At 59.9% G+C, this 22717-nt stretch carries 27 protein-coding genes; 12 read left to right on the forward strand and 15 right to left on the reverse strand.

The window, feature by feature from the left end; genetic code table 11:
• Positions 1-48 precede the first annotated feature (48 nt).
• Entirely contained in the window at positions 49-1173 is a 1125-nt protein-coding gene (locus tag FDG13_RS05940; protein WP_180125889.1) for a DNA glycosylase AlkZ-like family protein, read from the reverse strand.
• Between the two features lie 100 nt (positions 1174-1273).
• Here FDG13_RS05940 and FDG13_RS05945 point away from each other — a divergent pair, with 100 nt between their 5' ends.
• Positions 1274-2389 (forward strand): DNA alkylation repair protein, encoded by a 1116-nt coding sequence (locus tag FDG13_RS05945; RefSeq protein WP_180125890.1) that lies wholly within the window; start codon positions 1274-1276, stop codon positions 2387-2389.
• Positions 2390-2477: 88 nt separating this feature from the next.
• Entirely contained in the window at positions 2478-3137 is a 660-nt protein-coding gene (gene alkB, locus FDG13_RS05950) for a DNA oxidative demethylase AlkB (RefSeq protein ID WP_180125891.1), read from the forward strand.
• 61 nt (positions 3138-3198) lie between these two features.
• On the opposite strand, the gene FDG13_RS05955 is transcribed toward alkB, so the two are convergent.
• Positions 3199-4116 carry a LysR substrate-binding domain-containing protein gene (locus tag FDG13_RS05955; protein ID WP_255435123.1) on the reverse strand — a complete coding sequence of 306 codons (918 nt, stop codon included), beginning with the start codon at positions 4114-4116 and terminating at the stop codon, positions 3199-3201.
• Positions 4117-4211: 95 nt separating this feature from the next.
• On the opposite strand from FDG13_RS05955, the gene FDG13_RS05960 reads away from it, so the two are divergent.
• Positions 4212-4856, forward strand: a complete 645-nt coding sequence (locus tag FDG13_RS05960; RefSeq protein ID WP_180125892.1) for an NAD(P)-dependent oxidoreductase — start codon at positions 4212-4214, stop codon at positions 4854-4856.
• A gap of 47 nt (positions 4857-4903) precedes the next feature.
• On the opposite strand, the gene FDG13_RS05965 is transcribed toward FDG13_RS05960, so the two are convergent.
• Positions 4904-5704: a tRNA-uridine aminocarboxypropyltransferase gene (locus FDG13_RS05965; RefSeq protein WP_180125893.1), complete on the reverse strand. Its 801-nt coding sequence runs from the start codon at positions 5702-5704 to the stop codon at positions 4904-4906.
• 263 nt (positions 5705-5967) lie between these two features.
• On the opposite strand from FDG13_RS05965, the gene FDG13_RS05970 reads away from it, so the two are divergent.
• The 4 genes from FDG13_RS05970 to ypfH are packed head-to-tail and all read left to right on the forward strand — an operon-like array spanning position 5968 to position 8289.
• A complete protein-coding gene (locus FDG13_RS05970; protein ID WP_180125894.1) occupies positions 5968-6303 on the forward strand; it encodes a DUF4148 domain-containing protein in 336 nt (111 codons plus the stop codon).
• A gap of 59 nt (positions 6304-6362) precedes the next feature.
• On the forward strand, positions 6363-6770 hold the full coding sequence (locus tag FDG13_RS05975) for a DoxX family protein (protein WP_180125895.1): 408 nt from the start codon (positions 6363-6365) through the stop codon (positions 6768-6770).
• A 20-nt stretch (positions 6771-6790) separates the two neighbouring features.
• Positions 6791-7543, forward strand: coding sequence for a gamma-glutamylcyclotransferase (locus FDG13_RS05980; RefSeq protein ID WP_180125896.1), 753 nt, complete (start codon positions 6791-6793; stop codon positions 7541-7543).
• A gap of 50 nt (positions 7544-7593) precedes the next feature.
• Positions 7594-8289: an esterase gene (ypfH, locus tag FDG13_RS05985; protein WP_180125897.1), complete on the forward strand. Its 696-nt coding sequence runs from the start codon at positions 7594-7596 to the stop codon at positions 8287-8289.
• A gap of 34 nt (positions 8290-8323) precedes the next feature.
• Here ypfH and FDG13_RS05990 read toward each other — a convergent pair whose 3' ends face one another.
• From FDG13_RS05990 to FDG13_RS06010, 5 genes are all read right to left on the reverse strand, one after another.
• The gene (locus FDG13_RS05990) at positions 8324-8923 is read right to left on the reverse strand and encodes a DUF1439 domain-containing protein (RefSeq protein ID WP_180125898.1); all 600 of its coding nucleotides are present in this window, start codon (positions 8921-8923) and stop codon (positions 8324-8326) included.
• Between the two features lie 102 nt (positions 8924-9025).
• A complete protein-coding gene (locus FDG13_RS05995) occupies positions 9026-9616 on the reverse strand; it encodes a TMEM175 family protein (RefSeq protein ID WP_180125899.1) in 591 nt (196 codons plus the stop codon).
• 60 nt (positions 9617-9676) lie between these two features.
• Entirely contained in the window at positions 9677-10582 is a 906-nt protein-coding gene (locus tag FDG13_RS06000; protein ID WP_180125900.1) for a pirin family protein, read from the reverse strand.
• Positions 10579-10986: an OsmC family protein gene (locus FDG13_RS06005; RefSeq protein WP_180125901.1), complete on the reverse strand. Its 408-nt coding sequence runs from the start codon at positions 10984-10986 to the stop codon at positions 10579-10581. Before FDG13_RS06005 ends, FDG13_RS06000 begins: the two co-directional genes overlap by 4 nt.
• A 133-nt stretch (positions 10987-11119) precedes the next feature.
• On the reverse strand, positions 11120-11500 hold the full coding sequence (locus FDG13_RS06010) for a VOC family protein (protein ID WP_180125902.1): 381 nt from the start codon (positions 11498-11500) through the stop codon (positions 11120-11122).
• A gap of 309 nt (positions 11501-11809) precedes the next feature.
• Between FDG13_RS06010 and FDG13_RS06015 the strand changes: the two genes are divergently transcribed.
• Together FDG13_RS06015 and FDG13_RS06020 are read left to right on the forward strand one after the other, a co-directional pair.
• Positions 11810-13006 carry a Fic family protein gene (locus tag FDG13_RS06015; protein WP_180125903.1) on the forward strand — a complete coding sequence of 399 codons (1197 nt, stop codon included), beginning with the start codon at positions 11810-11812 and terminating at the stop codon, positions 13004-13006.
• Between the two features lie 192 nt (positions 13007-13198).
• Positions 13199-13831: a mechanosensitive ion channel family protein gene (locus FDG13_RS06020; protein WP_180125904.1), complete on the forward strand. Its 633-nt coding sequence runs from the start codon at positions 13199-13201 to the stop codon at positions 13829-13831.
• A gap of 165 nt (positions 13832-13996) precedes the next feature.
• Here the strand turns inward: FDG13_RS06020 and FDG13_RS06025 are convergent, their stop codons facing one another.
• The 3 genes from FDG13_RS06025 to FDG13_RS06035 form a co-directional block, all read right to left on the reverse strand.
• Complete coding sequence (locus tag FDG13_RS06025) at positions 13997-14347, reverse strand: hypothetical protein (RefSeq protein WP_180125905.1); 351 nt, start codon at positions 14345-14347, stop codon at positions 13997-13999.
• A gap of 86 nt (positions 14348-14433) precedes the next feature.
• On the reverse strand, positions 14434-14814 hold the full coding sequence (locus FDG13_RS06030; RefSeq protein WP_180125906.1) for a VOC family protein: 381 nt from the start codon (positions 14812-14814) through the stop codon (positions 14434-14436).
• Between the two features lie 136 nt (positions 14815-14950).
• The gene (locus tag FDG13_RS06035) at positions 14951-15460 is read right to left on the reverse strand and encodes a DUF1993 family protein (RefSeq protein ID WP_180125907.1); all 510 of its coding nucleotides are present in this window, start codon (positions 15458-15460) and stop codon (positions 14951-14953) included.
• A gap of 318 nt (positions 15461-15778) precedes the next feature.
• Here FDG13_RS06035 and FDG13_RS06040 point away from each other — a divergent pair, with 318 nt between their 5' ends.
• On the forward strand, positions 15779-16909 hold the full coding sequence (locus tag FDG13_RS06040; RefSeq protein ID WP_180125908.1) for a Fic family protein: 1131 nt from the start codon (positions 15779-15781) through the stop codon (positions 16907-16909).
• A gap of 49 nt (positions 16910-16958) precedes the next feature.
• On the opposite strand, the gene FDG13_RS06045 is transcribed toward FDG13_RS06040, so the two are convergent.
• Entirely contained in the window at positions 16959-17357 is a 399-nt protein-coding gene (locus tag FDG13_RS06045; RefSeq protein WP_180125909.1) for a VOC family protein, read from the reverse strand.
• A 212-nt stretch (positions 17358-17569) separates the two neighbouring features.
• Here FDG13_RS06045 and FDG13_RS06050 point away from each other — a divergent pair, with 212 nt between their 5' ends.
• Together FDG13_RS06050 and FDG13_RS06055 are read left to right on the forward strand one after the other, a co-directional pair.
• Positions 17570-18046 carry a helix-turn-helix domain-containing protein gene (locus FDG13_RS06050; RefSeq protein WP_180125910.1) on the forward strand — a complete coding sequence of 159 codons (477 nt, stop codon included), beginning with the start codon at positions 17570-17572 and terminating at the stop codon, positions 18044-18046.
• The gene (locus FDG13_RS06055) at positions 18047-18622 is read left to right on the forward strand and encodes a PIN domain-containing protein (RefSeq protein ID WP_180125911.1); all 576 of its coding nucleotides are present in this window, start codon (positions 18047-18049) and stop codon (positions 18620-18622) included.
• A 156-nt stretch (positions 18623-18778) separates the two neighbouring features.
• On the opposite strand, the gene FDG13_RS06060 is transcribed toward FDG13_RS06055, so the two are convergent.
• The 3 genes from FDG13_RS06060 to FDG13_RS20860 form a co-directional block, all read right to left on the reverse strand.
• A complete protein-coding gene (locus tag FDG13_RS06060; protein ID WP_180125912.1) occupies positions 18779-20170 on the reverse strand; it encodes a DUF2130 domain-containing protein in 1392 nt (463 codons plus the stop codon).
• A gap of 202 nt (positions 20171-20372) precedes the next feature.
• Entirely contained in the window at positions 20373-22349 is a 1977-nt protein-coding gene (locus tag FDG13_RS06065; RefSeq protein ID WP_180125913.1) for an AAA family ATPase, read from the reverse strand.
• Positions 22350-22559: 210 nt separating this feature from the next.
• Positions 22560-22709: a hypothetical protein gene (locus FDG13_RS20860; protein ID WP_218942642.1), complete on the reverse strand. Its 150-nt coding sequence runs from the start codon at positions 22707-22709 to the stop codon at positions 22560-22562.
• Positions 22710-22717: the final 8 nt, after the last annotated feature.

A 22717-nucleotide genomic window follows, 5' to 3' on the forward strand; every position in this document is an offset into this window, starting at 1 on the left:
CGTTGGGTCGGGGCTGAGGGAGCTGGATTGTCAGCCCCAGCGCCTAAATCAGCCCAGTGCGTCTGGCTGAAGCCCTACTGGGGGTGTTTCAGGCAGTGCCAGAAATGTGCGCAAGCGTGCCAGTTCCTCCGCCAGCGCCTGCGCAAACCTCGCGTCCTTGGGTGGACTGCCCGCCACATAACCCAGGTCCACCTCCAGCTGGTCACCACGCACTGCCAGATTGCCCCAGCCAATGACCTGCTCGCGCCACAACAGCGGCAGCGCGTAATAACCACGCACCCGCTTGGGCGCCGGGGTGTAGGCCTCAAAACGGTAGGCCCAGCCCCAGAACAGCTCAAACCGGCGCCGGTCCCAGACCACCGGGTCAAACGGGGCCAAGAGCCGCAGCACATCGCTGTTGGCCTGGCGGCGGGTCCCCGGGTTTTCATCGGCTGGCCAGTACCAGGTGACACCGTCGATGCGGGCGCTGGTCAGGCGCTGTTTGGCCCGCTGGAACGCAGCGGCGCGCTGGGTCGCCCACTGCGGCGTACCACCACGCAGGTGGCTGATCAGCTCACCGAGCGAGCGCTCGGGCAAAGGTGCGTATTTGTTCACGATCACATCCACCAGCGCGTCCATGGCCTGGGCCGGGTCCGGCGCGGCTTCTGACATGCCGTCGCGCACGGCATAGGTGCGCACACCACTCACACGCCCGGCAATCCGCAGCAGGCCGCGGTAGTGCATGTCGTCAAGCAGTTGGGTGCTGGCGTTGGACGAGCCGCCAAACCAGTTGCGCGCCGAGCCGTGGGCAAAGTGGGCGTCCACCTCACGCGGGTGCACCACACCATGGGCCCGCACAAAGTCCAGCACAGCTTGCGCCTGCGTAGCACGTTCTGGCGTCCACACCGCCTGCGGCACACGTGGGTGCATCAGCGCCTGGGTGCTGCGTGGCACAAAGCCGTAGTTGACAAAAAAGTCTTCTTCAACATCAAGTTGGGGGTAACGCCGCTCCAGATCACCGGCGCGGTAAGCCTTGACGCGGTGGCGCAGGGTCAGGTCTTGCGCACGCGCTGGGGCGCGGATCGGGTCGGCCTGCACAAAACCCAGCTTTGCGATGGCCGCAGGCAGTGTGGTGGGTGCAAACAGACTGCGGGCCAGCGCAAACCGGCGCAGTTGGTGGAGGGTGATGGCCATGGTGCCCAGCCTTTGGTAACTGTGTAAAAATACAGTATATCTGCCAGACATTGGGTCAACAATCCCATGTCACACCTCTTGAACACAAGCACCCTCCACCATGGCTGAACCCCTGATCAAACAATACGGCGCCGACGTGCCACAGGCCATAACCAGCATGATTGCACCGGTCTACCCGGCCTTTGACTCTGCCGGTTTTGTGGCCGAGGTGATGGACGGTTTTGAGGAGCTGGCGCTGATGGCGCGTGGCCAACACATCGCCCGAGCACTGCGCCGCTTCTTGCCGGGCGACTACCCTGAGGCACTGGCCATCCTGATGGCGTCGGTAGAGCAACCCCATGGCCGCGACCCGAGCCTGACGCTGGGCTCGTTTTTGTACCTGCCGCACACCTTGTTTGTGGCCAGCTACGGGCTGGACCACTTCGAGGCGTCGATGGCCGCCCAACACGCATTGACCCAGCGCTTCAGCGCCGAGTTCAGCATCCGCCCGTTTCTGGAGCAGCACACGCAAGCCACACTGGCGCGGTTCAGGGTCTGGGCCACCGACCCGAGCGAACATGTGCGCCGCCTGGTGTCTGAGGGCTCGCGCCCGCGCCTGCCCTGGGCGCCACGCTTGCGTCAGTTCCAGGCCGACCCGACGCCGGTGCTGGCCCTGCTGGAGCTGCTCAAGGACGACCCGGCGCTCTATGTGCGCCGCTCGGTGGCCAACAACCTCAACGACATTGGCAAGGACCACCCCGAGCTGTTGACCCGCATCACCCAGGCCTGGCTACAAGATGCCAGTCCAGAGCGGGCCTGGATCGTGAACCACGCGCTGCGCTCGGCGGTCAAACGCGGCGAAGCCGGTGCGCTCACCGTGCTGGGTTTTGGCCAGGCCGCGCAGCTGGCTGTGGGCCAGGTCCAGATCAGCCCCGGCCAAGCGGTGATGGGTGGTGCGGTGCAGATCAGTTTTGCCTTGACCAATGCCCAGAAGCAGCCGCAAAAAGTGCTGGTGGACTTGGCGGTGCACTATGTCAAGGCCAATGGTCAAACCCGCGCCAAGGTGTTCAAACTGACCACGCTGGAGCTGGCACCCGGTCAGACCGTGCAACTGTCCAAAAAACTCTCCTTGGCTGAGATGACGACCCGCAAACACTACCCTGGGGCCCACCCGGTGGCGGTATTGCTCAACGGCCAGGCGCAGCCGCTCGGCGCGTTTGAGCTGGTGCCGGGTTGATGGACCGATTCTTGTGCATCAAATTGGCCTATAGCCCTTTGATCACAAGGGCCAATAGCTATCAATAAAGGAATGCAACGGACGTGCCATGGACCTCTTTGACGACCTGCCACCGGAGCCGGATGCGACACCCACAAGCCTCGGGCCGGGTGCACTGCTGCTGCGTGGTTTCGTCTTGAACGAAGCGCCCGAACTGCTGCAAGCGGTTGAGGCCGTGCTGCAACAGGCACCGCTACGGCATATGCAAACGCCAGGCGGTTACACCATGTCAGTGTCGACCAGCAGCTGCGGCCCACTGGGCTGGGTGTCCGACCCGCGTGGTTACCGCTATGCGGCGCAAGACCCGCTCTCAGGCCAGGCTTGGCCAGCCATGCCCGCTGTTGGTCTGGCGCTGGCTCAGCAGGCTGCAGCGCTGGCCGGTTACCCGCATTTTGCGCCCGACGCCTGCCTGATCAACCAGTACCAACCCGGCGCCAAACTCTCCTTGCACCAGGACCGCGATGAGCAGGACCTGAGCGCACCCATCGTCTCGCTGTCACTGGGCCTGCCTGCGGTGTTTCTGTTTGGCACAAGCAGCCGCCAAGACCGGCCGCAACGTTACCGGCTGGTGCATGGCGACGTGGTGGTGTGGGGTGGTCCGTCGCGGCTGGCGTTTCATGGTGTGGCGGCACTGGCCGAGGGGGAACATGCGCTGCTGGGCAGGCGGCGTATCAACCTGACGTTTCGCCAGGTCAGGCGCGGCACCTGAAGGTATTTTTGGCCTCTCGCCCTTTAACAACAAGGGAAGGCAGCTATTAATACAGTAGCAGTCAAGGCGCCTGTTCAAAGTGCGCGGTCAGCAGCGCCAGCGCATGGCGCACCTTGGCGGGCTGTTCACCCCGGCGCGGGGTGATGGCGTAAATCGGCATAACGGGCAGCTGCCAGCCCGGCAACACCGGCAGCAGGCGCCCGTCCACCAGCGCGCGGCGGTCATCGTCGCTGACCACCACGCTGATGCCCCAGCCCGCCACACACAGGGCGTGCAAGGCGGTGACTTGGCTGGCGTGGGCGCGGCTGTGCACCTGCACCGCCACCTCGTCACCGGCTGCGTTGTGCAGCAGCAAGGTGTCGTCACCACCGGTTGAGGGCCTGCCGCCAAGCCAGTCGTGCGTGGCCAGATCCTGCGGCTGCTGCGGCCAGCCGCGCTCGGCCAGGTAGGCCGGTGCGGCGCACATCTGCGCGGCCATGCCGCCAAGCTTGCGCGCCACCAGGCTGGAGTCAGGCAGCTTGCCTGCACGCAGGGCGATGTCCACCCGCTCTTTTATCAGGTCGATCAGCGCGTCGTCGAGCAGCAGGCGCAGCGTCAGCCGGGGGTGCTGGCGCAAGGGCGCGAGCGCCTGCGCCAGCAAGCCGCCCATGCCAATCGGCGCGGCAATACGCAGCTCACCCTCGGGCTCGTCGCGGTGGCGCGCCAGCGCCTGCTCGGCACTGCGGGCCGCAGCCACCATGGCACGGCAGCCTTCGATGTAGCGTTCACCGGCCTCGGTCAGCGTGAGCTTGCGGGTAGAGCGGTGTAACAGCGCCAGCCCCAGGGCCGACTCCAGCTGGCGCAGGTGCTGGCTCACCGCCGAGGGCGTCATCTGCAGCTGGCGTGCCGCTGCCGACAGCGAGCCGGTGGCCACCACCTCGGCAAACACCGCCATGCGTTTGAGTTGGTCCATCTGCGCCATGTGTTGCGCCCTATTCATTAGTTTTACTTCACAGTGTTAGTCAAATTGACCATCTAGTCAATGCTTTGTGAAGCAAAGACACTATCAGCATCTTAAACACACCGGAGATCACCATGAAAATTGCACTCGTTGGCGCCACAGGTTTTGTCGGCGCCCCCTTGTTGACCGAGTTGTTGAGCCGCGGCCACCAGGTCACCGTGCTGGCGCGTAACCCGGCCAAACTCAGCGCCCAGCCGGGTTTGACCGTGGTGCAGGCCGACGCGCTGAACGCGGCCCAAGTGGCACAGGCCGTGGCCGGGCATGACGCCGTCGTCAGCGCCTACAACCCGGGCTGGACCGAGCCGCGCATCCACGACCTGTTCCTGGAAGGCACCGCCGCCATCGTGGCAGGCACAAAGCAAGCCGGTGTCAAACGCTTTTTGATGGTGGGTGGCGCAGGCAGCCTGTTTGTGGCGCCCGGTGTGCAACTGGTGGACACCGCTGGTTTCCCGGCCGAGTACAAACAAGGCGCCCTGGCCGCGCGCGAGGCGCTGAACAGGCTCAAGCTCGAAACCAGCCTGGACTGGACCTTTTTGTCGCCCCCGATCATCCTGGCACCAGGTGTGCGCACCGGCCAGTACCGCACCGGTCTGGACCACCCGCTGCCCGGCGAGGGTGAGGCACCTGCCGCCATTTCGGTGGAAGACATGGCCGTGGCCATCGTCGACGAGCTGGAACAGCCGCGCCACATCCAGCAGCGCTTTACAGTGGCAAATTAAGGCTCTAGCCCTTATTGCATAAGGGCTGACAGCTACAACAACGGTAGTTACTGAGGTTCCCGCTGCAGCCCTGCCTGCGCCTGCACAGGCGCAGCCGCCAGGGCCTGCAGCCGCAGATGCGCGGCGTCTTCCAGGTCCAGCGGCTTCTGGTTCTTGGCCTGCAGGTAGTGGTGGGTGAACACATCGAGGTACGTGGCCAGCACCTCGGCCGCGTGGTTTTCACCGGCCAGTTCCAGGCACAGGGCCCCCACTTCCGAAGTGCAAAAGTGGTCGCTGCGGCTGGAGCGACGCAGCCGGTAGTTCGAGACCTGCTCGGGCTTGAGGCTCAGCACCGGAAAACTGTTCAGGTACGGGCTTTTGCGAAACATCTTGCCTGCCTCGGCCCAGGTCGCATCCAGCAGCACAAACAGCGGGCGCTTGGACGCCTGCCCTGGCGCCGCCGCCTCAGGGACCAGCGCATGCACCACCCGCTCGGGTGTCACAAACTCCCCCGGAAACACCACATAAGGCTGCCACTGCGGGTCGGCCAGCAGCGTCAGCAATCGCGGGTCGACCCAGGTGCGCGCCCAGCTGAACGCAAAGGTGTCACGCACCACGTCGGCAATCAGCCAGCCGGTGTTGCTGGGTTTGAGTGGTTCGATGTCGGCCATCAGCAGGCAGACGCCCGCCTGGGTGCTCACGTTCGGGCGCAAGTTACAAAAACAGTGGCTGAACATGACCCGGCAACCGGGGCAGCGTTCGGCCGGGCCTCCGCGCATGCGAAACGGTTTGACAGCACGCGCCAGGCGTTCGGTGCGCAGGCGGGAGACGGCGTGGGGGGTGGATGGAGACACAGGGAGCGTGGGCATGGGGAGCGGCGATTATGGCGTGTGGCCCAGCCCACAGACCAAGCCCGACCCAGGCCCCAAGACCCCCGCCACGGGTGACAAACAGGGTTGATTGTTGTGAATACAGCAATGTATCGGTGATGGTTTGGTTGTTTATCTATTGAATTAGAAACTTTACAGTTCATCCCATCAACGCGATGCAACCCTCTAGGCCACGCGATGACACCGGAAAAGGCCACAGGCCCCACCGGATTCACCTTATCAACTGTTAAAGGATTTGAACCATGAAAACCACTTACGCTGCCGTTCTCGCCATCACCCTGTCTGCCCTGACCGCTGGTTATGCCAATGCCGAGGCTGCTTACCCCGCCGACAACACCTCCGCCGCCACAACCGCCGGCAAAACACGTGCCCAAGTGCGTGCCGAACTGCTGGAAGCCCAACGCACCGGCGACATCGTTGCCAACGGTGACTCCGGCAAAAAGCTCAACGAGCTCTACCCCAGCCAATACCCGGTCAAAGCCGTTGAGGCAGGCAAAACCCGCGAACAGGTGCTGGCCGAGCTGCTGCAAGCCCAACGTTCGGGTGAGTTCTCTCTCAACGACAACCACGGCGGTTAATCCCGTCCCAGCCGACGACGCTCCACATGCAACTCTTTTACCAAGCGGAGAACACCATCATGTCCAAGTCCATCCAAAGTAGCCTGGCCCTGGCCTCGCGTTTGTTGTTCGTTGCCTTCTTCCTGCCCGCAGGTATTGGCAAGCTCACCGGGTTTTCCGGCACCGTGGGCTACATCGCGTCGGTGGGGCTGCCTCTGCCGGTGGTGGGTGCGGTGCTGGCGCTGGTGGTTGAAATCGTCGGCAGCCTGGCGCTGCTGGCCGGTTTTGGCACCCGGATCGCTGCGCTGGTGCTGGCGGTCTTCACCCTGGCGGCGTCGTTCTTCTTCCACGCTTACTGGGCAGTGCCTGCAGACCAGGCCTTTGTCACCCAGCTGCTGTTCTGGAAAAACATCGCGGTGGTGGGCGGCTTGCTGGCCCTGGCGGCCAACGGTGCAGGCGCCTTCAGCCTGGACGCCCGCAAAGCCTGAGCACCCTCTGAAGCGAGACCATGCCGCCAACACCCGACGCCTTTGCCCACCTGCCCCAGCTTCGGGGCAAGGTGAGCGCACCATGCCAATCGGCGCTGCGCGCCACCACCGAGGTGATGGCCGCCTGGGACGCGCTGGCCCGTAGCCAGGGCCGCCCGGACAACTGGCGTCTGTCAGACCAGGTGTTGCAGACCTCGATGGAAGTCTTTCTGGCCGACATCGACACAAGGCAGGACCTGTGGGTGTTTGCCTATGGTTCCCTGATGTGGAACCCGGGCTTTGAGTTTGCGGAAGTTCGCCTGGCCAGCCTGGCGGGTTACCAACGCTGTTTTTCCTTCAAGGTCGACATGGGCCGTGGCACGGTGGACTGTCCGGCGCTGATGTTGTCACTCGAACACCAAGCGGGCTGCTGCATCGGCCTGGCCTTTCGCATCGCAGCCCATCAGCTGCAGAACGAGCTGGCCATGCTCTGGCGGCGCGAGATGATCCAGGGCAGTTATGTGCCAGCCATGCTGCCACTCAGCACACCCCAGGGCCCACTGTGTGCCCTGGCTTTTGTGTCCAACCCCGCCAGCAGCCAGTATGTGGGTCGGCAACCGCTGGACAAGACCGCCAGAGCCATCGCCACAGCGTCTGGCTTCATCGGCAGCAATCGGCAATACCTCGAACAGCTGGCCGAGCAGTTGACCCACCTGGGCATTCAAGACCACTATGTTGACCAGTTGCTGGCGCGTGTGGCGCAGATCGCCGCCCCTGCGGTGGCGCCCCCTTAAACTGTGCCCCAAGCTCCCCCCTGCAACACCACCCCTCACAAGGCCTGACCGTGTCCGACGCCATCATCCTCCAGCAACCCACTCAGACCGCACAACAGCTTCTGATCCTGCACCATGGTGTGGGTGCCAGCGCCCAGCACATGCTGCCCCTGGGGCAGCGGCTGGCGCTGCAGTTTCCCAAGGCGTTCATCGTCAGCGTGCAGGCCCCGTCCCCCAGCGACACCCAACCCGGCGGTGCCCAGTGGTTTTCAGAGCAGGGGCTCACCGACGACAACCACGCCGAGCGGGTGGCAGCGGTGGTGCCGGCCTTCATTCAGAACCTGCGTTTCTGGCAGCAAAGCAGCGGTGTGGAACCCAGCGCCACGGCGGTGTTGGGCTTTGGCCAAGGCGCCACCCTGGCGTTGGAAGCCGCGCAGGTGCACACCGGGCTGGCCGGGCGCATCGTGGCGCTGTCAGGGCGTTATGCCCAGCTGCCAACCCACGCGCCAGACAAAACCACGCTGCATTTTTTCCACGGCAAGTCAGACCCGGTGGTCCACTACGGGCACTGCGTGACCGCCGCCCAACGGCTGGTGGCCCTGGGTGGTGACCTCACCGCCGATGTCATTCCCTACCTGGGCCATGAGATCACGACCGAGGTGATGGACCTGGTGGTGGAGCGGTTTGTGGGCCATATCCCTAAGCACCATTGGGACGCGGTACGTCAAGCGGCTGCCCAGCAAGCAGCTGCGGCACCTAAGCCGTAAGGCAGACTCCAGCGCTGCTGGGGTACAGGCGCCCTCAGGGCGGGCTCAAAGGCTTGGGCACAAAACCAATCACCAGCCCGGTGTCGGTCACGCTGATGCTGCCGGGCTGCAGACCCATGCTGTTGGGCAGCGCCAGGTCGCTGGGCTGCAGGCGGTGCAACACCACTTCCATCAAGGCGCGCTCGCTCAAAGTGGGGCCGTAGGTGTTGAGCAGCAAAGCCACGCGGGGCTGCAAGCTGGGCATGGTCAGCTGTTTAAAACGCAGTTGGTGGGCACGCACCGTGAGGTCGCTGGCCTCGTAACGCAGCGCAAAGTCCAGCGCCAGCGCGCCGTGGTGGCTGCCCTGCAGCGCCGGGCCTGCCGCATCGATGGCCATCTCGGCGCCCAGACGGTTTTGTGCGGGCAGCAGGCTCAGTTGCGGCGCCTGCAGGTCCAGATTCAACAGCCCCGACACCGGGTAACGCAGCGGAAAACGCTGCGCCACAGCTTGCTGCAAGCGCGCAGCAGACACTTTGAACTGCGGCAGCGCCTGCGTCGCGTCGTCTGGCTGCACCAGGGTATCGGCCACAGCGGCCAAGGTCAGGCCGCCCAAGGGCAGGAAAAAAGCAAGAGAGATCAAATGTCGACGGTGCATACAAGCGTTCCTTTGGCAAGCCATTGTGCGCCGTGCCTGTCAGAGCGCCAGCACCAAACTCTGACACGTCCCCTCAAGGCCTGTGGCATAGGAACGTGGCGTTCAACGCGGCTGCCCGGCAAGAAGCCGCTGCTCAATCCGCCGGTCGGGGATAAGCCAGATCAGCGCCATGGCCGCCAACACCATGCCAGCCAGCCAGGGCAGACCCAGCATCGCCAGCGGTACCGCCGCCAAGTAACAAGCAATCGAGGCCTTGCCTTTGAGGTCTTTGCCCAGTGCCTGGTGCAAGGGCGAGTCCGGTCCCAGCGACTTGACGACGCGCGCTTGCAGCAGGTTGTAGGCGATGGCGCACAACAACAGGTCTGCCGCATACAGCGCCACCGGCGCGGCTGCAAAGTGGTTCTCACCCATCCAGGCGGTGGTAAACGGCATGAGTGACAGCCAGAACAGCAGGTTCAGGTTAGCCCACAACATGGCGCCGTTCACCTGCTTGGCCGCATGCAACAGATGGTGGTGGTTGTTCCAGTAAATGCCCACGTAGACAAAGCTCAGCACATAACTCAGAAACACCGGCCACAGCGGCAGCAGATCGACCCACTGCGCGCCGTGCGGCACCTTGAACTCCAGCACCATGATGGTGATGATGATGGCGATCACGCCATCGCTGAAGGCTTCCAGGCGGTTTTTGTTCATGTGATGTCCTTGCTGGGGAATCGGCTGGGGGCCAATGGGGTGGGCCATGCAGCGCAGCCGTTAAGCCGCGCCGCTCTCGGTGCGAGAAGGTTTGCGTTCTGGCAGCGGAATGTGTTCCGCCTCACCCGGCACCTGGCCCATGCCTTGGCTGGGGTCCATGGCGGCCCAGGCGCGGGAGGCTTGTTCGATGCGCTCCCTGCTGGTTGACACAAAGTTCCACCAGATGAACCGCCGCCCCAGTGGCTGACCCCCTACCACCATCAGACGAGCACCTTCTGGCCCGGCGCTCAGCACGGTGCTCTCACTCAGCACGGCCAGGGTGTTCGGTGCCAATGGCTGGCCGTCCAGTTGCAGATCACCCTGCACCACATACACCGCCTGCTCGTCAGCCAGCATCGGCAAGGTCCACTGGCCATGGGCGGGCAGGCGAATGTCGAGGTACAGCGTGGGTGACAAGGTGGCCACTGGCGACTGGGCGCCCAGCGCCTGCCCCACCAGCACACGCACCTGGGCGCAGCCGTCCTGCAGCTCGGGGATGGCGCTGGCCGGGGTGTGGACAAAACTCGCGGGCACCTCTTGCGCGGACTCGGGCAGCGCCAACCACAGCTGCAGGCCGTGGTTGACGTACGTGCTGTTGCGTTCGGCCTCGGGCTTGCGCTCGGAGTGCACGATGCCGCTGCCCGCCGTCATCCAGTTGATGGCACCCGGCTCGATGCGCTGGGTGTAGCCCAGGTTGTCGCGGTGGAGGATGACGCCGTCAAACAAATAGGTCAGCGTCGCCAGCCCGATGTGGGGGTGTGGCCGCACATCGTGGTTGTCAGCCGGTGTGACGGTGACCGGGCCAAAGTGGTCAAAAAAGAGAAACGGCCCCACCGCCTGGCGTTGCGCGGCGGGCAACAAACGGCGCACCACAAAACCACCGCCCAGGTCATGGGCATGGGCGCCCAGCAGCTGCGGCGCGCTCATGCGGCCCGCTCCACGGTGGTGGTGATTTCGGTCGTCACACTGGTCATGAGCTTGTGCACCGGACACTTGTCGGCCACGGCGGTCAGTTGCGCCAGCTCGGCTTCGCTGAAGCTGCCGCTGATCACCAGCCGGGTGCTGAGCTTGTAGACACCGTTGCGCTCCTGGCTGCTGTCGCGCAGCACCTCGGTGTGCACATCGTCCACCGCGATGTTTCTCTTTTTGGCAAACCACATGACGGTGAGCGCCTTGCAGGCACCCAGTGCGGCGTCATACAGGTCGTGCGGGCTCGGGCCTTCGTCACCACCGCCCTCGGCGGCGGACACATCGGCGCACAGCTCGTGTTCACCAATATGGATGGTCTGGGCCAGGGGGGCGCCGGGTTTGCGCTGGATCTGAATGCTCATCTGGGTGGTCTCCGGTGGGGGTGAATTCCAGTGTAAAACGGGCCAGTCCATGCACCGACGCGTGAAACACCGCGCGTAACAAGGGCTCGTCACCTAAGCGGAACAGGCGTAGGCGCATGGTTTAGCGCGAAGACTAGTTGGCAGGCCGGTGCGCCGCACAAATCTTGTGGTTGTCCGGGTCGCGCAGATAGGCCAAGTAGATTCGCCCGGTGGGAAATTCGCGCCAGCCCGGCGGGTCTTCACACGTGGTGCCGCCGTTGGCCAGACCAGCTGCATGGAAAGCATCGGCTTGCTCGGGCGACTGCATGGCAAAACCGATGGTGCTGCCATTGGCATGGGTCGCGGGCTCACCATTGATGGGCAGGGTGATGCCAAACGCGCCGGTGGGGCTGCGGTAGAAATAGCGGCTTTTGTTGGCCACCCCTGGGCCGATGCCGAGCGTGCCGAGCACAGCGTCGTAAAACGTCTTGGAGACCTCAAGGTCTTTCACACCAACCATCACATGACTGAACATGGCTTTCTCCGGGGCTTGCGCAGAGCGCGGATTGTTGAGCAGATTTGAACCGGGGGATGGTACGCGAGACCCCAATGTCAGGTGTCGTTGCAAGAAAGACCGGCTCAAGGACTCGTCACACTCGTGAAAGGGGCATCCTTGCATGGTTGGTATTGAAAAATGAACGCTCCACGTTCAACACGCAAGCTTGCTTGCACAAACTCAATAACAAGATTGCCATGTAAGTTGGCATATAAGTTAGCAATAATTGAATTAAATATAAGTAAAACAATAGTTTACAAGCCAATAAAACTTGGCAAAATCGTAAGCATGTACAGCGCACCCCACCAGTTTGAGCCATTGATCCCGTCCGATGCACGTTTGGAGCCACTGCTGACCAAAGCGCATGACCTGTCTCGCGTGGCCTCCCCCCTGGCGGGCACCCGTGTTCCGCCGGAGCTGCGCGGCCTGCTGCGCAACATGAATTCGTACTACACCAACCGGATCGAAGGCCAGCACACCCGCCCGCGTGAGATTGATCAGGCCTTGCGCCAAGACTTTTCCCAAGACGCGGTGCTGGCAGCCAAACAGCGACTGGCGCTGGCGCACATCCAGGCCGAGCAAGCGCTGGAGCAACGCTACAGCCGGCCAGACGGTGCCGCCGCGCTGTATTCGGTGGAAGCGGTGCAGGACTTGCACCGCGAATTGTTTGGCCGGCTGCCCGCCGCCGACCTGTTGACCCCGGAACAAGCGCCCATCGTGCCCGGCGCCTTGCGCCAGCAGGACGTGCAGGTCGGCCAGCATGTAGCACCTGCCCAAGCCAGCGTGCCTGGCTTTTTGCAACGATGGGCCAGCTTTTACGGTGGTGTGCGCCGTGGCGAAGCCGCGCTGGTGGCCATGGCCTGCGCGCACCAACGCCTGGGTTGGGTGCACCCGTTTGTGGACGGCAACGGCCGCGTCATGCGCTTGCACACCCACACCCTGCTCAGTGCGCTGGGCTACACCGGTGGCCTATGGTCACCATTGCGTGGATTTGCCCGCAGCACCGAGCGCTACTACGCCCTACTGGCCGATGCCGACAGCCTGCGCCGGGGCGATTTGGATGGGCGCGGCAACTTGAGTGAACAGGCCCTGATCGCTTGGGCCGACTATGTGCTGGACACCTGCCTGGATCAGGTGCACTTCATGGGCAACATGCTCGACTTTGCAACCATGAAAGCGCGCATCGAAGCCTGCCTAGTGTTTGAGTCAACTGTCGTCAAACAAGGCGTGCGCCAGGAGTCGCTACGCGCGTTGCACTACCTGTTTTTGAGTGGCGAAGACATGACGCGCGGAGACTTCAAGTCCATGCTGGGCATGAGCGACCGGGGCGCCACCGACGCGCTGGGGGCATTGGTCAAACGCGGCTTGCTCAAGTCAGACTCGCCGCAAGGCAAGGTGCGTTTTGGTTTGCCGCAGCATGCGCTGCGTTTTCTGTTTCCGCAGCTGTGGCCAGAGGCAGAGGCCGATGCCTACGAACAGCACTAACTCATTGTTTCAAAACAAGTTTCGGTATATATCTGACATACAGACTGATGTACCGACATAAGACCGCCCGTTTCGATGGCGTTGCGCTGCAGCACAGTGGCCCTTCAGTGTGGCCTTGCCTAAAGCCTGGCGGGTGGTGCAGCCGATGCGTGGAAAATGCGGGCTTTGTGCCAACCGCTCTGACCGACCCACATGCTTCGACCCTTCACCTCCTACCTGCCCGACTGGACACGCGATTGGCTTGAAATCATTGTTCCGGGCCTGCAGATTCTGCTGATCCTGCTGGTGGCGTGGTTGCTGCAGTACCTGCTGCGCCGGGCGGTGAGCCGCGTTGGCCGACATTACCTGCTGCCGATTGAGTTAACGATGCCGCTCAAAGGCCTGCTGCGCTGGACCATCATGCTGGCGGCCCTGATGCTGGTATTGGAGCGCTTGGGCGTGTCGGCCACCGTGCTCTGGACCGCCTTCACCGGCTTTGCCACCGTGGGTGCGGTGGCCTTTTTTGCTGCCTGGAGCGTGCTGTCCAACCTGTTTTGCGCGTTCCTGATCTTCACCGTGCGGCCCTACCGGCTGGGTGACAGCATCGAGCTGCTGGACGTGGCCGAAAAACCTGGCGCCCGAGGCCGCGTGGTTGACATCAACCTGCTCTACACCTCGCTCGAAGACAGCGACAGCCCCACCCCGGGCACCCTGCTGCAGATTCCCAATGCGCTGATCTTCCAACGGGTGGTCCGGCGCTGGAAGGGCGGGCAAGCGCCCACACCCGCCGCGCAAGCTGCCAGCAGCAGCCCCGCCGCCGGGCAGACGCCACCGCCCAGTTTGTAGTGCCAAATTGGCCTCTAGCCCTCTGCCAATAAGGGTCTACTGCTATGAACTCAGGAACTAGCACTGACGCCCCAACAAGCCTGAATCCCGTCGTGATACAGGCTTTGGTGTTTGATGCTCGCGCGGTTTATGTTGGCTTAACGCGCGCGAGTGGCGTCACCGCCTTTACGAATTGCAGTGTCCCCCTTGCTGGAAGGGGTCGAGCAGGTTCTGGCAAATCCAGCGTGCCACGGTGTAGCGCCATCCAGCCCCCTGCGCTTTGTAACGCTCCAGCCGCTTGGTGAAGAGCAGTTCACGCGGCAGGTCCAGAAAAATGACGGTCGCAGGGACCAGGTTGAAAAAGACATCCATCAACACCGCAACCAGTGCCGCAGGCACCAGCAGCACACGGGGCACGATGCTCAGCTGGTCCCACGCCGCCTTGGCCGCCATGGTGACCACGAACAGCAGGTAAAAAAGGTAGGTGTAGATCGTCCAGTCGATGAGACCGGCATCTATGAGGGTCGGGAGTTGCATGGTGATGAGTTTTGGAAGAAAAGCTCAGGATGCCGGGGCTGGCGGGGCTGGCGGGCTGAGTCAAGCCCAAATCAGCCGCAAGGTGATCAGCCCATGGGCGTGCACAACTCCACCAGAAAACCATTGATGTCGGCCACATAAGCGATGGTCTGGCCCCATGGCATGACCTCGACCGGGCGCATGAGCGTGGCACCGGCGGCAATGGCCTGCGCCAGCGCGGCGGGCACATCGGGGGTGCACAGCGCAATCTCAAAACAGGGTGCGTGTGCATTGGCCGCCTGCGGGTTCTTGCCCAGCTGCTGCATCAGGCGGTGGGCTGAGAACGCCAGCGCGGTGCTGCCGGTTTCCAGCTCGCCGTAGTCGCCGCCCTCGGCCAAAAACCGCGTCTTCAGCCCAAAGGCCGCTTCGTAGAACTTGAGCGTGGCGGGCACGTCTGGCACGTAGAGGATGGTGTAGCCGAGTTGCATGGCGTGGCCTCGTGGAGGTGGGTTGAACAATGCACGTATTTATATGCCAAATTGGCCTCTAGCCCTCGTTGAATATGCGTAAGAAGCTATCAAAAATGAACCGTTCGCCTGCCACCGGAACCTTCCCCGGTTGCCTTCAATACACGCCCATGAAATCGCGCTTGCCAATAGTCAAGCCGTTGTGGCGCAGGATGTCGTAGGCGGTCGTCACGTGGAAGAAGAACTGCGGCAAACCATAGTTCGCCAGGTAGGCCTGCCCATTGAGTTTTTTCTCCTTGGGCGTGCCGGGGCGCAAGACGATCTCAGCGCCTTCCTTGCCTTCAAACTGCGCAGCGTTCACGCTGTCCAAAAAGGCCAGGGTCTGCGTCAAAAGCGCATCCAGATCGGCAAAGCTCTTCTCTTGCCCTTCCAACTTTGGCACCTCCACCCCCGCCAGTCGTGCCGAGATACCACGCGCGAAATCGGCGGCAATCTGCACCTGCTTGATCATCGGAAACATGTCGGGCGCCAGCCGCGCCTGCAACAAGGCGTCGGGCTCGATTGACTTGGCGCCAGCGTATTCGCTTGCCTGCGCAAGAATGGTTTTCAAAGCCGTCAGCATCTGCTTGAAGACGGGAACCGAGTGGGTGTACATAGCGCTGGTCATAGAGTGTTCCTGTAAGTGTTGGGGAGGGAGAAAGGGCGGGCTCCGCCGTGCCGCCGTGGCGTCGCTGGGCAATGTACCCGGTAGCTGCGCGCACCTGCGCTGTAAGGTTGAAACCCCAGCTTTGCTGAACCAGTCATTGCCGCAGGGTTTTATGCCAAATCGGCCTCTAGCCCACGTTGAATAAGCGCAAGCAGCTATTAAAACTAGAGTCATTGTGTGGACTCTGATGCTTGCACCGTGCATGCATTGCACCCAGCGCGGCGAATGTCACCTTTATTTGACGCACATAAAGCGGCGAATAAGCCACATAATCACCGCATGTTTACCGACAAACCCCAACCCCGGCGCACCTACCTTTGGCAGCGCCCCGACTGGCCGCAGTGGCGGTTTGACGCGGCTGCGCTGGCCGCGCCGCTGGCGCAGGTGCACCGCGCGCAGGGCCATCTGGCGGGCCGCATGGCCGAGTTGGGGCTGGCGCAGCGCGACCAGGCCACGCTGCAAGCCCTTACGCAAGAAGTCATCACCACCAGCGCCATTGAAGGCGAGGCGCTCAACCTGGACGCCGTGCGCTCCTCCATCGCCCGCAGGCTGGGCGTGGACATTGGCGCGCTGGCCCCCGCCGACCGGAACGTGGACGGCGTGGTTGACATGGTGCTAGACGCCACCCAGCACCACGCCCAGCCGCTCACCGCAGAGCGCCTGTTTGGCTGGCACGCGGCCCTGTTCCCCACCGGCTACAGCGGCCGGGTGCGCATACAGGTGGGCACCTGGCGCAACGACGCCGCAGGCCCCATGCAAGTGGTGTCCGGCCCCGTGGGCAGAGAAAAAGTGCACTTTGAGGCGCCGCCCGCCACCGCACTACCCGCAGAGACTGCTGCTTTTCTGCAATGGTTTAACGCCGCCCCTGCTGGCGACGCCCTGATCCACGCCGGTCTGGCCCACCTGTGGCTGGTGACCCTGCACCCGTTTGACGACGGCAACGGCCGCATCAGCCGCGCCGTGGGTGACATGGCGCTGGCCCGCGTCGAGGGCGCGGCTCAAAGGTTCTACAGCCTCAGCGCCCAAGTACAGCGCGAGCGCAAACAGTATTACGACCAGCTAGAAGCCACCCAGCGCGGCACGCTGGACGTCACGCCGTGGCTGAGCTGGTTTTTGGCCTGCCTGCTGCGCGCCGTGCAGGGTGCTGATGGCATGCTGGCTGGTGTGCTGATGAAGTCCCAGTTCTGGCAACGCTGGGCAGGCACCCCCATGAACGCGCGGCAAACGCTGGTGCTGAACCGGGTGCTGGACGGCATGGAGGGCAAGCTCACCAACGCCAAATGGGCAGCCATTGGCAAATGCTCCGCAGACACGGCACTGCGCGACATCAACGACCTGCTGGCGCGTGGCGTGCTGGGCAGGCTGGAGGGCGGGGGGCGGAGTACGGGATACGAGTTGTGTGCCAAATAGCCCTCTAGCCCTCGTTCAATAAGGGCTAGTAGCTATCACAATTGAATCATCAGCCTAACGGCAATGCCCAGCCCATGGGCGTGCATAACTCCACCAGAAAGCCATTGATATCGGCCACATAGGCGATGGTCTGACCCCAGGGCATGACCTCGACCGGGCGCATCGGCGTGGCACCGGCGGCAATGGCCTGCGCCAGTGCGGCGGGCACATCGGGCGTGCACAGCGCAATCTCAAAGCAGGGCGCGTGTGCATCGGCCGCCTGCGGGTTCTTGCCCAGCTGCTGCATCAGGCGGTGGGCTGAAAACGCCAGCGTGGTGCTGCCGGTGTCCAGCTCGCCATAGTCGCCACTTTCGTCCAAAAACCGCGTTGTCAGCCCAAAAGCCGCTTCGTAAAACTTGAGCGTTGCGGGCACGTCTGGCACATAGAGGATGGTGTAGCCGAGTTGCATAGGAGTGGCCTTTTGGTGGTGGGTTGAACAATGCACGTATTTATACGTCAAATCGGCCTCTAGCCCTCTAATATATTGGGCTAATAGCTATCAAATATTAAGTGAGCTGGTACATTCATTTGCTTCGAACGTTGCGTTTATTTCGAATAATGCTATTATTTCCACCCATTGCAACTGGCCTGACCCAAAGCCACCGCGCCAAGGAGAACCCCATGAAAGACCAGGAAGTGCTTGACCCCGCCAATGACGCTGAAGCCGACATGGCTGCCATTGCCCACCAATGCCTTATGACCGCGCTGGACCATTCCAATGCGGACCACATCAACATCATTCTGGATGTGAGCGAAGAGGGCGAAGCCAAGCATGAAACCCCGGTGCTGAAACTGCCGCCCCGTGCCCTGCGCTTTTTTGCCGACGTGCTGCGGCAAATGGCCAAACAAGAGCCCATGCTGCTGGTACCGCAAAAACACGAACTCACCACCCAAGAGGCCGCCAATTTTCTGAATGTGTCGCGGCCTTTTGTGATCAAAGAGATCGAGGCCAACCGCCTGGCATGCCGCAAGGTCAACCGCCACCGCCGCATCGAATTCGAAGAACTGCGCCGCTACCAGGCTGCGCAGCAAGAGCAGTCTGAACAGGCCCTGCAAGACCTGACCAAGTTGTCTGAAGACCTGGGGCTGGAGTTGTAAGTGGCTGGCTCGGCGCGTTACACGGCCATTCTGGATGCGAATGTCCTGTACCCGCAACTGATGCGTGACACCCTTCTGAGTCTGGCCGTTGAGCGCCTTTACCACGCACGTTGGACCACCACCATCCACGCCGAGTGGATGCGCCACCTGGCCCAAGACCGGCCCGAGATTGCCGCCAAACTGCCGCAGCTTGCTGAGCGGATGAACGCCAGCGTGCCCGACTCCCTGGTGACCAACTATGAGAGATTGATCACCAGCATCGACCTACCCGACCCGGACGACCGGCATGTTGTGGCTGCAGCCATTGCCGGGCACGCCGACGCCATCGTCACCTTCAACACCAAAGACTTTCCAGCAGATGTGCTGCAGCCCTACGGCATTGAAGTGCAGCACCCCGACGAGTTTGTGATGAACCAATTGCAGCTGCAGAAGATACCGGCGCTGAGCGCCATCAAAAAAATGCGTGACCGCTGGACCAACCCTGCGCGGCCAGCGCAAGAGTTGTTTGAGGCGTTTGAAAGGCGAGGCTTGCCAATGACGGCGGATTTGCTGCGTGAGGCTGTCACGCTTATTTGATAAATAGGCCTCTAGCCCTTGTAAAATAAAGGCAACATGCTACTAACACAGTAGCATTCACGCCATGGGCGTGCACAGCGCCACCTCAAAACAGGGCGCGTCTGACACAAGGGGATGGTGTAGCCGAGTTGCATGGGGGCTTCGGAATGGGGTGTATTAACTATTGTTCAACTCAGCAAACTTGGCCGCCATCGTGGGGTTGCCGCGTGTGAGCTTTTTGATTGTCAGGTCGTCGGCCTTGTCGTTGGCCAGGCGCAAATTGTTGGCTGACTTGTGAAGCGCTTCCTTGGTTTTTTCCAGGTCCTTGATTGCTTCGTCGATGCGCCGAATAGCTTCTTCAAAGCCTTCGGAGGCCAGGCGCCAATTGCGCCCAAACGCCGTCTTGAATTCGTCGAGCTGGGTCTCGAACTTCGTAATGTCCACGTTCTGCGAGCGCACCAGCGCCAGCTCGGACTTGTACTTCAACGAATTCAACGCGGCATTGCGCAAGAGCGTGATCAGCGGCACAAAAAACTGCGGCCGCACCACATACATCTTCGGATAGCGGTGCGACACATCGACGATGCCGCTGTTGTACAGCTCGCTCTCCGGCTCCAGCAGGGACACCAGCACCGCGTATTCGCAGGCTTTCTCGGTGCGGTCCTTGTCCAGCTCTTTCAGAAAATCTTCGTTCCGTTTCTTGGTGGCCGTTTCATCGCTCTCGTTCTTCATCTCAAACATGATGGAGACGATCTCGGTGCCGTGCTCATCCGCCTCGCGAAAAATGTAGTCGCCCTTGCTGCCGGTGCGCGCGTCGTTGTCTTTCTCAAAATGCGCGCGCTGAAAGGCCGCCGCACGAATGCGGTTGAACTCAATCTCGCAGTGCTGCTCCAGCGTCTCGCCCACCATCTTGGTCGATAGTCGCGCCTTGAAGTTCCGCAGGCTCTCAATCGCGCCATCGCGCTCCTTGATCTGCAGTTCGTACTTTTCCTTGATGGCCTTTTCTTCCAGCTGACTCTTGACGGCGATGAGGCTCAGGTCATTCTTCAAACCATCGCGCTCGCGGGCGACCACCCCCACGGCTTCATTCACCGCCAACTGGCGCGCGGTGTCGCTGGCCGCCAGCTTCGCTTGCAGCGCCTGAATTTCGGCGTCCTTTTTGGCCGCTTCGGCCTGCAGCGCATGAGCCAACTTGGCCTCTGCCAACTGTGCTGCCGCCTGCTGGGCGCTGCGCGCTTGGGCCAGTTCGTTGGCCAGCACATCGCGCTCTTTGCTCACCGCGCCCAAGGCCTCTGTGACCGCCAGCTTGCGCGCCACCTCGCCCGCGTCCAGTTGGGCCTTCAGCGCCTGAATCTCGGTGTCTTTGGCAGCCGCAGCCTTTTGAAGCGTGTTGGTCACCTCAGCCTTGGCCAAGGCAATCGCGTCGCGCTTTTCCCGCTCGGCCAGCTCCAGCCGTTCGTGCAAAGCTTGCTCAAACTCGCCATCGCGCACCTGCTTGAGGATGTCGGCATACCCCGCCTCGTCGATCTTGAAGGCTTTGTTGCAGTGGGGGCAGATGATTTCGTGCATGGCGAGAGGACCTCTTCTATTTGGTTGAGCTGGTAGCTACCTGAGCACACCGGCGCTTACCAGCTCTATTTACCCAGCAAAGAAGGGCTGCAGCAGAAGCTGGCTGAATGGGCGGGATTTGAGATTGAAATAGGGCTGCAGCCCTCGTGAGTTATTTGCAAGCAGCTATCAATAGCAGAGCAAATCCAATACTCTCGGCATGTTACCCCTTAATGATTTGTCTTATGGTTTCGATCCATTTGGGTTCAAAAGACCTATCTGGATCGCAAGCTATATAGGCTTTTGCGAAAGAAATTTTATTGTTGTCAATATCGAAAAATTCATTCATCAATCGCTTTTTTTGTTTTGGCCCAAGATTTAGATAGTCGTAAAGATTGTTTGAGCCTTCAGTTACGGATGTTTCCTTCACGATCTCCTGAAGAACTGAGAATTTTTCGATACCCTTGTACAGACCTGGAGATTCAAGTAACGTTTTGAAAACTTCTTCACGCAAGGCAAACTCAATTTCCGTTGGAAAACTATGTTGACTATCGACATCAAGAGCTACAACTTCCAATTTACTCTCGTCGCGCACTAATCTTTTAAAAAAAAGATTTTTTGCATCCTTTCTTAATTCAACGTGCTCCTTTTGTGCATCCGTATCTACGATGCACAGAGCTTTTCCTCTGAAGCCTGCTTCTTTATCGCTCAGAGGTGCCGAGAGATATTCATACACGCGGCGTACCTGTTTGAAGCCTCCGAGAGGAACGATTCGTAGACTTCTATTTTCAATAAGATCTGACAAATAGTGTGATAGATATATCTTATCAGATAGACCTTCGCAAAATATCCAGTTGTATGGCTTGTCGCGAAGCATACTAACAACAACTGACTGGATCATGTCCTGGTAGCTCTTTAGTTCGACCTCTTTCGGATACTTTCCATGAGATTTAGTGAAATTCTGATTAATATGTTCTCTAAAATTTTCCAAATTGAAGGAGAAAAATTCGATGGAATTTTCGCCTCGAGATAATGAGTGTGCTGTGCCAGAACGTATTACTGGAATGAAACCGTACCAGTGAGTGTTAATTAGAACTTGCGGGACGGGTTTGCACAGTGTTGGTATTCTGGCTATTTTTTCAAATTGATCATGACAAGCGGCAACATGCATTGATGCATCAGGCTCATCGATAGCTAGTATGACCCGGTAGTCTTTTAGCTCTGATCGAGAAATCAACGCATATGAAAGATCAATCAACGCCTGCCTCTTTTCTCCCGAGCTTAAGTCCTTTATCGTTGTTTCCTTTCCGCCATTTTTCTTATGTAAAACTTTTATTCCAAAATAGGCTGAAAAAATTCTTTCGATAAGATCATTTACTGTCAGTTGATCTTTGCGCTTGCCTTTGTATACATATTGATCAAGAGTTTCATTTATCTGATCAATGAATTCCTTAAGTTTTTTATTTATATCATCAATGCTATTTTTGCTAATTGAATCTTGAATTTTCTTCTTAATATCTTCATCCAAAAGTTTTCGAATATACACGGACTCCATTTTGCTAAATGTCAATGAGTCAGCCTCAGCTGGAAGGTATATGTATCTATAATGGGATTTGATCTTTTTTAGCAAATCCGCGAGCTCTTCGAAGTTAACATCAATGTGTTCTTCAAAAATTTTCTTAATGTCATTTCCAAAAAAAGGTATTTCTATTTCATTAGTTTTATATGTATTTCCGAGTACAAATAGATAATGTGTGTCTTTATTGCAACCTAAAGTAGCTGCTGCAGCTATGCTTTCAATAATGGATTTGACAAAAGAATTGTAAGGTGCTACCGAGAAATCCCAAAAAAAGGCACTTAACAGGCCAGCCAGTTTCTTTTCTTTCTTTGTTAACGAGATTTCATTTATTGGAATTAAAAATAAAGGAGAAACAAATGCGGAATCATCTGAGTCCTTCTTCGATTCATTGTTGGTGATCCAATCACCACCATTAAAGAAACGATCCAGGGCCTCAAAAATGGAGGTTTTTCCAATCCCATTAGGCCCAAGATAAGCTGTAAAACTTGCGCCCGATGAAATTGGAATAAATTGGATATTTTTATAAACTTTGTAATTCTTTAAACCTATTCCGAGAAGCATATATCTTCCTTTAATGTTTTCTGTTTTCAAATAGTGTGACTGCCAAGCGAGCAAAATCACACGAGTCCTTAGCAACTTTTGAAGATCTATTTGCTCAATTGATTTGCGAAAATCCCGTCCCCAATCACCCCTTCACCAACCTCTGCGTCGCCCGAGTAGCCGGCGCATAAAACACCCACGCCGCTTCCTTCCCATTCTTCCCAGGCGCTGGCATATGCCCCACGCCGGGTAACGCCACCACGGGGAATTCCAAGCGTTCGCGCACTTCAGTCATCCGCATCCTGCCCCCTCCAACAACACCCACCGCCGCGCCAGCCGTTCCCTTGCCTCAATCAAAGCCTGGTGCAGATGCTGCTCCAGCTCCGCCTTGGGCGGCAGTTCGGTCCAGTATTCGGCCACGGTGATGCCGTCTTTGTGCATTTGCAGTA

This window comes from Rhodoferax sp. BLA1, from assembly GCF_013416775.1.
In the GTDB taxonomy this organism is placed as follows: domain Bacteria; phylum Pseudomonadota; class Gammaproteobacteria; order Burkholderiales; family Burkholderiaceae_C; genus Rhodoferax.